Genomic DNA, 11,960 nt, shown 5'->3' on the forward strand with positions numbered 1-11,960 from the left:
GCCATTCAACGAATACTGCGCTGCATCATCCTTATCCCTGGGCCGCTCGCCTATGTTAAAAGGCATCACACCACCGTCTCATGTTTGCAAGGATCCTCATGTCGTTTACCGCCAAACCACTTGCCGGGCTGAAAGTCATCGAACTGGGCACCCTGATCGCTGGCCCGTTTGCGTCACGGATCTGTGCCGAGTTCGGTGCCGAGGTGATCAAGGTCGAATCCCCGGACGGCGGCGACCCGTTACGCAAATGGCGCAAGTTGTATGAAGGCACTTCGCTGTGGTGGTTCGTGCAGGCGCGCAACAAGCAGTCGTTGACGCTGAACCTCAAGCACCCACAGGGTTTGGCGATCCTTAAACAGCTGCTGGCCGACGCCGACATCCTTATCGAAAACTTCCGCCCCGGCGTGCTGGAAAAGCTCGGCCTGAGCTGGGAAACCTTGCATGCACTGAACCCCAAGCTGGTGATGGTGCGCCTGTCGGGGTTTGGCCAGACCGGGCCCATGAAAGACCAGCCGGGTTTTGGCGCGGTGGGCGAATCCATGGGCGGCCTGCGCTACATCACCGGCTTCGAGGACCGCCCGCCGGTGCGTACGGGGATTTCCATCGGCGACTCGATTGCCGCGCTGTGGGCGGTGATCGGCGCGTTGATGGCGCTGCGTCATCGCGAGGTGAATGGCGGGCTGGGCCAGGTGGTGGACGTGGCGCTGTATGAGGCCATCTTCGCCATGATGGAAAGCATGATCCCCGAGTTCGATGTCTTCGGATTTATCCGCGAGCGCACCGGCAACATCATGCCGGGCATTACACCGTCGTCGATCCATACCAGCGCCGATGGCAAGCACGTACAGATCGGCGCCAACGGTGATGCGATCTTCAAGCGGTTCATGCTGGCCATTGGTCGCGAAGACCTGGCCAATGATCCGCAACTGGCCAGCAATGACGGGCGCGACAGCCGCCGCGACGAGCTGTATGGCGTGATTGATCGCTGGGTCAATTCGCTTGCGCTGGATCAGGTGGTCGAAGCATTGAACAACGCCGAGGTACCCGCCAGTCGCATCTACAGCGCCGAAGACATGCTGGGCGACCCGCAATTTCTCGCCAGGGAAATGTTCCTCCAGGCCAAACTGCCCGGCGGCAAGGACTTCAAGATGCCAGGCATCGTGCCGAAACTGTCGGACACCCCAGGCAGTTGCGAATGGGTCGGGCCGCAACTGGGTGAACACAACAGCGTGGTACTCGCTGAACTGGGCTACGACGCTGCCGCCATTGTGCGTTTGCGTGAGGAAGGCGCGATCTGATGGCCCACCGGTGCAGATGCTGGTTCATCCAGTGGTGCCTCGCTTGCGCAATACTGGGTGGGCTGCCTGCAACGGCGCATGCCGAAGACACCTTGATCTGGCTGCTGCGCGACTTGCCGCCGCTGACCATTTTCGAGGGGCCGGGCAAAGGCCAGGGCGCGCTGGACCAGTTGCTGCCGATTCTCATCGAACACTTGCCGGAGTACCGGCATCAGGTGCAGCACGTCAATCGCGCGCGTGGCATGCAGATGCTGCGCGAACCTACGTTCACCTGCGACCCGTCATTGCTGTGGACGCCAGATCGCGCCAAGTACATCGTGTTTTCCAGCCAGGCATTTGTGGTTGCCAGCAATGGCATCGCGATCCGGCACAGCCAATTGGACGCGATGAAGCCCTACATCATCGAGGGCCAGTTTGACCTGCAGGCCTTCCTCGATGCCCACAAGACACGGGTGGGCGCGATCGCGGAGCGCAGCTACGGACCGGTCATCGATGAGCAGCTCAAGCACGCCGATACCCACACGCTCGCCCTTCACTACGGCAACGATGCCTTGGGCAGCCTGTTGCAAATGCAGCGCCTGGGACGCCTGGAGGCGGTACTGGGTTACTGGCCGGAGATCCGCTACCACGCCCAGCAACAGGGCATTGCCACCGACGACCTGAGCTTCTATCCCATCAAGGGCACAGCACCTTACCAACACACGCACATTGCCTGCTCGGATACACCCCTGGGTCGCCAGGCCATAGCGCGAATCAATCAAGTGCTGCGTGAGATTCCATTGGAGCAGGTGCAGCAATCGTATGCGTCGTGGCTGGACCCGGTCATGCGCGAACGTTACCTGCGGGACAACCCGAGCTTTTTCCAGGACTTCCCGGAGCAGTGACAAATCCCGGGCAAAAAGAAACCCCGAAGAGTGGGGAGACACTTCGGGGTTAAACGTGGCCTACAAAGACCAGTACAGCAAGGCACAAACACCGGAGCACAATGTTTGCTCTTGCTGTTACGAAATCTGACCGGCCATGCCGTAGGAAGTTTCCATGATTAAACAATTCTTCATGCAACGGCGGCGCTGCGGGTCTGGGCTGCGTTGCGCAAGGCCGCAATGACCGAGGGCTCCAGGCGCCCTTCGGCAATCTTGATGTCGCGCAGCAGGCAATCCACCACATCCACCAGCACGCGCTTGTCCATCAATTGGGCGCGGTCGACTTCACGCTCGACCACGATGGCGCCAGCAGGGTTCTTCACGGTTACCAGGCACTCGGCCTGCACACCAGAGGTGGTCAGCGTAACCTGATAAGGGCTCAGTGCTTCTTCGAGCAATAGGCTGATACTTTCCATCTCGATCACCACTCAATAGTTCGGGAACAATCGTTTCAACGGGAGCTGCATCTATCCTAAGTGACTGTTTGTGACGTAGGAAAGTTCGCTTTATCGTCTTTATGGGGGCGTCACGGGTGACGGATTCCAGCATGCGCTTGCTACATGACAGGCAAAAAACGGCGCACATAAATACTTACGCAACAGGCTTTTATGCCGCTGTCGGCAGCGTAATAGTGGTCGCGCAGAAGCTATTCTCATAGCGCTCGGCCGGGCCTGCCAAAAACAAAAAACGTCGTTAACCCATGGGTATGGCTTGCCCCAATAAAAAAGCCCGTCACGAAGACGGGCTTGAGCAACCTCGCAAAGCTATTGAATCAGAGCGGCTTGCCACGATTTCCGTGCTGGCTCACAAACGTCTGCACAGCCTTCAGGTCATTGGCCAAGACTGTGCAACGTTCTTCACGTTCGAACAGGTCAGCCAAGTGCACCGGCAATTCCAGGGCCTTGCCGACACCGGCCTTCTCCACCGCTTCCGGGAATTTGACCGGATGCGCGGTGCCCAGGATCACCATCGGAATGTCCAGGCTGCGACGGCATTCGCGGGCGGCCTTCACACCAATGGCGGTGTGCGGGTCCAGCAGCTCGCCGGTCTGGGCATAGACTTCTGCGATGGTTTCGCAGGTCTGCGCGTCGTCCACGGCCAGGGAGTCGAACAGCTTGCGGGTTTCGGTCCAGCGCTCTTCATCCACACTGAAACCGCCGCCGCGCTTGAAGGTGTCCATCAAGCCGGCAATGGCTGCACCGTTGCGACCGTGCATGTCGAACAGCAGGCGTTCGAAGTTCGACGAGACCATGATGTCCATGGACGGCGACAGCGTGGCGTGCAGGGTCTCCTTGACGTACTGATTGCCGCTCATGAAGCGATGCAGGATGTCGTTTCGGTTGGTGGCGACGATCAACTGGTTGATCGGCAGGCCCATGTTGCGCGCCAGGTAGCCGGCGAAGATGTCGCCGAAGTTGCCGGTCGGCACCGAGAACGACACGGAACGGGCCGGGCCACCCAGCTGTAGCGAGGCGTGGAAGTAATAGACGATCTGGGCCATGATCCGCGCCCAGTTGATCGAGTTCACCGCCACCAGGCGTGTGCCCTTCAGGAAGCTCTGGTCGGCGAAGCTGTTCTTGACCATTTCCTGGCAGTCATCGAAGTTGCCTTCGATGGCGATGTTATGGATGTTCTCGCCGAAGATGGTGGTCATCTGCCGACGCTGCACTTCCGACACGCGCTTGTGCGGGTGCAGGATAAAGATGTCGACGTTTTCGCAGTGCTTGCAGCCTTCGATGGCCGCCGAACCGGTATCACCGGAGGTGGCGCCGATGATCACCACGCGCTCGCCGCGCTTTTGCAGCACGTAGTCCAGCAGGCGACCCAGCAGTTGCAGTGCGAAGTCCTTGAACGCCAGGGTGGGGCCGTGGAACAGCTCCAGGACCCATTCGTTGCCGTTCAACTGGCGCAGAGGGGCGATAGCGTTGTGGGAAAACACGCCGTACGTCTCTTCCAGAATCTTCTTGAAATCCGCGTCCGGAATGCTGCCGGTGACGAACGGGCGCATCACCCGGAACGCCAGCTCGTGGTACGGCAGACCGGCCCACGAGGCGATTTCTTCCTGGGTGAAGCGTGGCAGGTTTTCCGGCACGTACAGGCCGCCGTCGGTGGCAAGGCCTGCCAGCAGGACATCTTCGAAATTCAGGGCCGGTGCCTGGCCGCGGGTGCTGATGTAACGCATGACTGGCTCCTCTAAAACATTCTCGAACAGAGGCCGCCGCACGTACGGGGCCCCTGGAACAAATCGGTTAGTTCAAGTGTTCGACGCGGATGCGCACCACCGGGCCGACCACGCCTTGCAGGGCTTCCAGGGCGGTGATGGCATCGTTGATGTGCTGCTCGAGCACGCGGTGGGTCAGCAGGATCATCGGCACCTGGCCGTTTTGCTCCTCGACTTCCTTCTGCATGATCGACTCTATATTGATACCGCGCTCCGACAGGATGCTCGCGACCTGAGCCAGTACGCCCGGGTGATCCTGGGCCTGGATACGCAGGTAGTAGGCGCTTTCGCAGGCTTCGATCGGCAGGATCGGGTGGGCCGACAGCGAATCCGGCTGGAAGGCCAGGTGCGGTACGCGGTTTTCCGGGTCGCTGGTCATGGCACGCACCACGTCCACCAGGTCGGCGATCACCGACGAAGCGGTTGGCTCCATACCGGCACCGGCGCCGTAGAACAGCGTGGAGCCGGCGGCGTCACCGTTGACCATCACGGCGTTCATCACGCCATTGACGTTGGCGATCAGGCGGTCCGCCGGGATCAGCGTCGGGTGCACACGCAGCTCAATACCGGCCGGGGTGCTGCGCGCAACGCCCAGGTGCTTGATGCGGTAGCCCAGGGCTTCGGCGTAGTTCACATCCGCGGTGGTCAGCTTGGTGATGCCTTCGGTGTAGGCCTTGTCGAACTGCAGCGGGATACCAAAGGCGATGGACGCCAGGATGGTCAGCTTGTGCGCGGCGTCGATGCCTTCCACGTCGAAGGTCGGGTCGGCTTCGGCGTAACCCAGGGCCTGGGCTTCGGCCAGCACGTCTTCGAAGGTGCGGCCCTTCTCGCGCATTTCGGTGAGGATGAAGTTACCGGTGCCGTTGATGATGCCGGCCACCCAGTTGATACGGTTGGCGGACAGGCCTTCCCGGATCGCCTTGATCACCGGGATACCACCGGCCACCGCCGCTTCGAACGCCACGATCACGCCCTTCTCGCGCGCCTTGGCGAAGATCTCGTTGCCGTGCACGGCGATCAACGCCTTGTTGGCGGTGACCACGTGTTTGCCGTTCTCGATGGCCTTGAGCACCAGCTCGCGGGCCACGGTGTAGCCGCCGACCAGCTCAATGACAATATCGATTTCGGGGTTGGTGGCAACGGCGAAGACATCGTTGGTAATCGCAATACCGGTCGTTTCGAACTGAGGCTTTGGCGAACGCGTGGCAATTTGCGCCACTTCAATCCCGCGACCTGCACGGCGGGAAATTTCTTCAGCATTACGCTGAAGTACGTTGAAGGTGCCGCCACCGACGGTCCCTAACCCACAGATGCCTACTTTGACCGGTTTCACTGAAGAACTCCCCATGAAACGGCCGACGCTAGGTCGGCCGTGGAAAACAGCCGCACGACTGCGGCTTGCAATTAACGACCCGCCGACGTGTCAGCGCGCCTTGATCGTCGACGTTTCGACGATACTGATTTATTTGGCACCGAGCGCCAGTTTGGCAACTTGTGGTGCTGGCTGGTAGCCCGGAATCACTTGGCCGTCGGCCAAAACGATGGCCGGCGTACCGTTCACACCGATGGACTGGCCCAAGGCGAATTGCTTGGAAACCGGATTGGCACATTTGGCCGCCTTGATTTCCTTGCCGTCGACCATCTTGTCCATGGCGGCTTTCTTGTCGGCCGAGCACCACACCGCTTGCAACTGCTCGTCACCCGGCGAACCCAGGCCCTGGCGCGGGAACGCTACGTAGCGTACTTCCACGCCGAGCTTGTTCAGCGCAGGCACTTCGGCGTGCAGCTTGTGGCAATACGGGCAGGTCGTGTCGGTGAACACGGTGATATGGGTCTTGGTCTCGCCGATGGCCGGGTACACCACCGTCTCGGCCACCGGAATACCATTGATCAGCTTGGAAACACCCAGGCGTTCGGCTTTTTCCGTCAGGTTGACCGGCTTGCCATCCTTCAACTGGAACAGGTAGCCCTGGACGATGTACTGGCCGTCGGCGCTGGCGTACAGCACGCGGCTGCCCTTGAGCTTGACTTCATACAGGCCTGCCATCGGGCTGGCGCTGATGCTTTCGATCGGGGTATCGAGCTGCAGGTTGGCCAGGCTCTTGCGGATGGTCTGCTCGGCAGCGTCATCGGCGAAGGCAAAGGTGGAAACCAACGCAATGGCTGCGGCGGCAATAATCTGGGTCAAGCGCATGGGAACTCCTGAAGGCAGATGCAGGGACGGGAAGTAACACTGCTTGGCAACACAGGTCTGGGTCGTCCCCTTTGCTAACCGGCAAAGCCTACCACAGTTGGGCCGCAGGGCAGCCCGTGGCCGGATAAATTGGACGTTTTCAGCCTCGCGGGTGGTGCTTGGCGTGCATATCCTGCAAACGTGCGCGTGCCACATGGGTGTAGATCTGGGTGGTGGATAAGTCGCTGTGGCCGAGCAGCATCTGGACCACACGCAAATCCGCCCCGTGGTTGAGCAAATGCGTAGCGAATGCATGGCGCAACGTGTGGGGCGACAGCGTCTTACCGATCCCGGCAACCCTGGCCTGGTGCTTGATGCGGTGCCAGAAGGTCTGGCGGGTCATCTGCTCGCCACGCAGGCTGGGGAACAGCACATCGCTGGGGCGCCCGCCGAGCAGTTCGCCGCGGGCATCGCGCATATAGCGCTCGACCCACACAATCGCCTCCTCGCCCATCGGCACCAGCCGCTCCTTACTGCCCTTGCCCATCACCCGCAACACACCCTGGCGCAGGTTCACTTGCTCCAGGGTCAGGCTGATCAGCTCAGTCACCCGCAGGCCGCAGGCGTACAGCACTTCGAGCATGGCGCGGTCGCGCTGGCCGATGGCTTCACTCAGGTCCGGGGCGGCGAGCAAGGCCTCCACGTCAGCTTCCGACAGGGATTTGGGCAATGGTCTGCCAAGTTGGGGCATATCGACTTGCAGGGTGGGGTCGAGGGCGATCAGCTTTTCCCGCAGCAGATAGCGATAAAAACCACGCACACCGGAGAGGAATCGTGCAGTGGAACGTGGCTTGTAGTTCTGTTCCAGGCGCCAGGCCAGGTGGTCGAGGATCAGCTCGCGGCCGGCGTTGAGCAGTTCGAGATTTTTTTCCTGTAGCCAGCCATTGAACAGGGCCAGGTCGCTGCGGTAAGCCTGGCGGGTGTTGTCCGACAGGCCTTTTTCCAACCAAAGGGCATCGAGGAAGCGGTCGATCAAGGGGTGGTCAATGGCGGGCATGGGGGCTCAGGTGGATTACTGGAGTGTCTGTCAGATCCTATCGCAGGCAAGCCAGCTCCCACAGGGTTTTGTGTTGGGCCACTGATTTGCATCCAACACCGATCAAATGTGGGAGCAGGCTTGCCTGCGAAGGCCGCGACGCGGTTCCAGATCAGTCTACAAACCCAGGCAGCACTGGCACTGGTCGCTTATCGGCATCAATGGCCACAAAACTGAACACACCCTGGATCGCCTTTTCACGACCATCAGCACTCATGCTCTCGACGAACACTTCCACCTCGACCTTGAGGCTGGTGTTACCGACTTTGATCACGCGACCGATCAACTCAACGATGGAACCCGCCGGGATCGCGTGGTTGAAGTCGATACGGTCGGTGGAGACCGTGACCAGTGGGAGACGGCAGAAACGGGTGGCCGTGATGAACGACACTTCATCCATCCACGCCAAGGCGGTGCCACCGAACAACGTATTGTGGTGGTTGGTGGTCGGCGGGAACACGGCCTTGGTCACATGGGTGACGGACAGGTCGGTGCGGCGCTGGATTTCTTCGAGGCGGGAGGTCATGGACAAATACCGGCAAATAGACAAATTTCAGGCACAAAAAAGCAGCCCGTAGGCTGCTTTTTTCTGCATCGGGAAGCTGGACTTAAGCCAGTTTTTCCTTGATGCGAGCTGCTTTACCGGACAGGTCACGCAGGTAGTACAGCTTGGCTTTACGTACGTCACCGCGACGCTTGACGGCCATGCTGTCGATTTGCGGGCTGTAGGTCTGGAAAGTACGCTCTACGCCAACACCGTTGGAGATTTTACGAACAGTGAAAGCACTGTTCACACCACGGTTACGCTTGGCGATTACCACGCCTTCGAACGCTTGCAGACGCGAACGGTCGCCTTCCTTCACTTTCACCTGAACGACAATGGTGTCGCCCGGGGCAAAGGTAGGGATCTCTTTGGTCATCTGCTCTGCTTCGAGTGCAAGGATGATTTTGTTAGTCATGCTGTGCTCCTAAGGTAAGTCAATGGACCTACCATCGATACGTTGTTAACTATCGTCCCGCGCGAGGATGTATTCCTCGAGCAGCTTCTTCTCTTCTCCAGAAAGCGAGCGGCTTTCCAGAAGATCGGCGCGTCGTTCATAGGTCCGACCAAGGGACTGCTGTAAACGCCAACGCCGGATGTGTGCGTGATTGCCACTTAGCAATACGTCGGGAACACGCTGATCCGCATACACCTCCGGTCGGGTGTAGTGCGGGCAATCCAGCAAACCATCCGTGAAGGAATCTTCCTCCGCGGAGTCCGCATGCCCTAAAGCTCCAGGCAGCAGTCGTGTAACCGCATCTATCAGGACCATCGCCGGCAGCTCGCCGCCAGACAGGACATAGTCCCCAATCGACCACTCTTCATCGACATGAGCCTCTATAAAGCGCTCGTCAATGCCTTCATAGCGACCGGCAATCAGGATCAGTGCTTCCTCATTCGCCATGTCGCGTACCGCAGCCTGTTTCAGCTGACGGCCTTGAGGGGACAGGTAAATCACCTTCGCCTTCTCCCCCGCTGCAGCCTTGGCCTGGGCCAATGCGTCTTCCAGGGGCTTGATCTTCATCACCATGCCCGGGCCACCGCCAAATGGGCGATCGTCCACAGTGTGATGTCGATCCGTCGTGTAGTCTCGCGGGTTCCAACAGGTGAGCTGCAACAGCCCCTGTTTCACCGCCCGACTGGTGATGCCGTACTCGCTGATGGCGGAAAACATCTCGGGAAACAAACTGATCACTTCAATGCGCAGATTAGCCACGCTTAGAAGTCCGCATCCCATTCCACCTTCATCTCGCCCGCTGCCAGGTCGACGGCCAACACGCATTGCTCGGTATACGGCAACAGGCGTTCGCGATCATCCAGGCTGCCAGCGCAAGGCTTGACCACCATTACATCATTGGCGCCGGTTTCCAGAAGATGATCGATTTTCCCGAGCAATTGCCCGAGTTGATCAACAACCTTCAGACCTTCCAGCTGGTACCAGTAGTACTCGCCGTCGGTCAATTCAGGGAACAGGTTACGCGGCACGCAGATCTCATAACCGGCCAGAAGACGAGCTTCTTCACGATCATCAAGACCCTTGAGCTTTGCGACCAGGAACTTGTCGCTCCCGCGTCCACTGACCAGCTCGACCTGTTTCACACTACCTTCGCGCTTGAGCGTCCAGGTCTTGTACTGCAACAGGTTTTCAGTCGGATCAGTAAAGGAATACACCTTCACTTCGCCGCGAACGCCATGAACAGAGTAAATCTTGCCGATAACGATCAAATCATCAGCAACAGCTGGCGTCGCGTTCATATTGCTCAGGCTGCGGCCTTAGCCGAGTCCTTCAGCAGCTGAGCAACACGCTCAGATGGTTGTGCACCAACGCTCAGCCAGTAGGCTACGCGCTCTTGGTTCACGGACAGACGGACTTCTTGACCACGAGCAACCGGGTTGAAGAAGCCAACTTGTTCCTTGTGAGAGCCGTCACGTGGGTTGCGGCTGTCAGTTACGGTCAAGTGGTAAAACGGGCGCTTTTTGGAGCCGCCAAGGGCAAGACGGATTGTTAGCATGTGAACATCGTTCCTGTAGTCGGTGCTGCAAATCTAAATGCACAGCGGGCATAGGTGCCCGAAAGGCCGCATATTCTAAGGAATATCCGGACTTTTGCAAATGTCTTTTTCTGGCGCCTATAGGCGTGCCATTCAGATCTGCTATAGAGCCGTCGATTAAAACGGCGAGTCAGCCCCCGCCAACGGCGGGTTTGCTGGAGATCCCACATCCCTGTGGGTCGGAGCAGGAGCCAGGCCCCCGCTCGAATTCTTTACATTTTCGGCATGCCGCCACCGGGCAACATACCGCCCATGCCGCGCATCATCTTGGCCATACCGCCCTTGGCGGAGAATTTCTTCATCATCTTCTGCATCTGCTTGTGCTGCTTGATCAAGCGACCGATGTCCTGCACCTGGGTGCCGGAACCCATGGCGATCCGACGCTTGCGCGAACCGCTGATCAGCTCAGGGTCGCGGCGCTCGGCCGGGGTCATGGAGTTGATGATGGCTTCCATCTGCTTGAACTGCTTCTCTGCCGCGCCCTGGGCATTGCCCATTTGCGCCAGGTTCACACCGCCGATGTTTGGCAGCTTGTCCATCAGGCCGCCGAGGCCGCCCATGTTCTTCATTTGTTGCAGCTGGTCGCGGAAGTCTTCGAGGTCGAAGCCCTTGCCCTTCTTCAGCTTCTTGGCCAGTTTGTCGGCCTTGTCCTTGTCGAGCGTGGCCTCGGCCTGCTCGATCAGGCTGAGCACGTCGCCCATGCCGAGGATACGCGAAGCGATACGCTCCGGATGGAACGGTTCGAGCGCGTCGCTCTTCTCGCCCATACCGATGAACTTGATCGGCTTGCCAGTAATGGCACGCACCGACAGCGCGGCACCGCCACGGGCGTCGCCGTCGACCTTGGTCAGGATCACGCCGGTCAGCGGCAGTGCGTCACCGAAGGCCTTGGCGGTGTTGGCCGCATCCTGGCCGGTCATGGCGTCGACCACGAACAGCGTCTCGACCGGGTTGATCGCAGCGTGCAACGCCTTGATCTCGCCCATCATCTCTTCGTCGATGTGCAAGCGACCGGCGGTATCGACGATGACCACGTCGATGAATTTCAGCCTGGCTTCTTTAATAGCCGCGTTGGCGATGTCGACCGGCTTCTGGCTCAGGTCGGACGGGAAGAAGGTCACGCCCACTTCGCCCGCAAGCATTTCCAGCTGCTTGATCGCCGCCGGACGGTATACGTCGGCCGACACGACCATCACGGACTTCTTCTTGCGCTCTTTAAGGAAGCGCGCCAGCTTGCCGGCAGTGGTGGTCTTGCCCGCACCTTGCAGGCCCGCCATCAGCACGACAGCCGGTGGCACGGCGCTGAGGTTCAGGTCTTCGTTGGCCGCGCCCATCAGGCTTTCGAGTTCAGCCTGGACGATTTTTACAAACGCCTGGCCCGGAGTCAGGCTGCGGGACACTTCAGTGCCGACCGCGCGCTCCTTGACCGAGTTGACGAAGTCCTTGACCACAGGCAACGCCACGTCGGCTTCCAGCAACGCCATGCGCACTTCGCGCAGGGTGTCTTTAATATTGTCCTCGGTCAGCTTGGCCTTGCCGGTTACGTGGCGCAGCGTCTGCGAGAGACGGTCAGTCAAGTTTTCAAACATGCGCGATCCTTTCAGGCCCTATTCAGCGAAGTGCATTGGTAGACCGAGGTCATGGCGGCCCAGGCTGT

Annotated in this window: 13 protein-coding genes; 2 read left to right on the forward strand and 11 right to left on the reverse strand. The window is 59.5% G+C overall.

The features are described from left to right. The first annotated feature begins 98 nt into the window (after positions 1-98). Positions 99-1,298 carry a CaiB/BaiF CoA transferase family protein gene (locus tag IB241_RS17635; protein WP_192299516.1) on the forward strand — a complete coding sequence of 400 codons (1,200 nt, stop codon included), beginning with the start codon at positions 99-101 and terminating at the stop codon, positions 1,296-1,298. Continuing rightward, positions 1,298-2,182 carry a TIGR02285 family protein gene (locus tag IB241_RS17640; RefSeq protein ID WP_192299517.1) on the forward strand — a complete coding sequence of 295 codons (885 nt, stop codon included), beginning with the start codon at positions 1,298-1,300 and terminating at the stop codon, positions 2,180-2,182. The genes IB241_RS17635 and IB241_RS17640 overlap by 1 nt, the downstream gene beginning before the upstream one ends. Before the next feature lie 170 nt (positions 2,183-2,352). Here the strand turns inward: IB241_RS17640 and IB241_RS17645 are convergent, their stop codons facing one another. The 11 genes from IB241_RS17645 to ffh form a co-directional block, all read right to left on the reverse strand. After that, the gene (locus IB241_RS17645) at positions 2,353-2,637 is read right to left on the reverse strand and encodes a DUF3509 domain-containing protein (protein WP_192299518.1); all 285 of its coding nucleotides are present in this window, start codon (positions 2,635-2,637) and stop codon (positions 2,353-2,355) included. A gap of 356 nt (positions 2,638-2,993) precedes the next feature. After that, positions 2,994-4,403, reverse strand: coding sequence for a threonine synthase (thrC, locus tag IB241_RS17650; protein WP_192299519.1), 1,410 nt, complete (start codon positions 4,401-4,403; stop codon positions 2,994-2,996). A gap of 67 nt (positions 4,404-4,470) precedes the next feature. Beyond that, complete coding sequence (locus IB241_RS17655; RefSeq protein WP_192299520.1) at positions 4,471-5,775, reverse strand: homoserine dehydrogenase; 1,305 nt, start codon at positions 5,773-5,775, stop codon at positions 4,471-4,473. A 129-nt stretch (positions 5,776-5,904) separates the two neighbouring features. Further along, positions 5,905-6,636, reverse strand: coding sequence for a thioredoxin fold domain-containing protein (locus tag IB241_RS17660; protein ID WP_124525023.1), 732 nt, complete (start codon positions 6,634-6,636; stop codon positions 5,905-5,907). Positions 6,637-6,775: 139 nt separating this feature from the next. Further along, positions 6,776-7,672 carry a site-specific tyrosine recombinase XerD gene (gene xerD / locus IB241_RS17665; protein WP_192299521.1) on the reverse strand — a complete coding sequence of 299 codons (897 nt, stop codon included), beginning with the start codon at positions 7,670-7,672 and terminating at the stop codon, positions 6,776-6,778. Positions 7,673-7,823: 151 nt separating this feature from the next. Further along, on the reverse strand, positions 7,824-8,237 hold the full coding sequence (locus tag IB241_RS17670; RefSeq protein WP_192299522.1) for an acyl-CoA thioesterase: 414 nt from the start codon (positions 8,235-8,237) through the stop codon (positions 7,824-7,826). 82 nt (positions 8,238-8,319) lie between these two features. Continuing rightward, a complete protein-coding gene (gene rplS, locus IB241_RS17675) occupies positions 8,320-8,670 on the reverse strand; it encodes a 50S ribosomal protein L19 (RefSeq protein ID WP_003175895.1) in 351 nt (116 codons plus the stop codon). A 45-nt stretch (positions 8,671-8,715) separates the two neighbouring features. After that, on the reverse strand, positions 8,716-9,489 hold the full coding sequence (gene trmD / locus IB241_RS17680) for a tRNA (guanosine(37)-N1)-methyltransferase TrmD (protein WP_192299523.1): 774 nt from the start codon (positions 9,487-9,489) through the stop codon (positions 8,716-8,718). Continuing rightward, positions 9,471-10,007, reverse strand: coding sequence for a ribosome maturation factor RimM (gene rimM / locus IB241_RS17685; protein ID WP_017736776.1), 537 nt, complete (start codon positions 10,005-10,007; stop codon positions 9,471-9,473). The genes trmD and rimM overlap by 19 nt, the downstream gene beginning before the upstream one ends. 5 nt (positions 10,008-10,012) lie before the next feature. Further along, positions 10,013-10,264, reverse strand: a complete 252-nt coding sequence (rpsP, locus tag IB241_RS17690; RefSeq protein ID WP_045059142.1) for a 30S ribosomal protein S16 — start codon at positions 10,262-10,264, stop codon at positions 10,013-10,015. Between the two features lie 251 nt (positions 10,265-10,515). After that, entirely contained in the window at positions 10,516-11,892 is a 1,377-nt protein-coding gene (gene ffh / locus IB241_RS17695) for a signal recognition particle protein (RefSeq protein ID WP_024077237.1), read from the reverse strand. Between the last annotated feature and the right edge of the window lie 68 nt (positions 11,893-11,960).

Origin of the sequence: Pseudomonas sp. PDM05, from assembly GCF_014851685.1 — a bacterium.
Lineage (GTDB): Bacteria > Pseudomonadota > Gammaproteobacteria > Pseudomonadales > Pseudomonadaceae > Aquipseudomonas.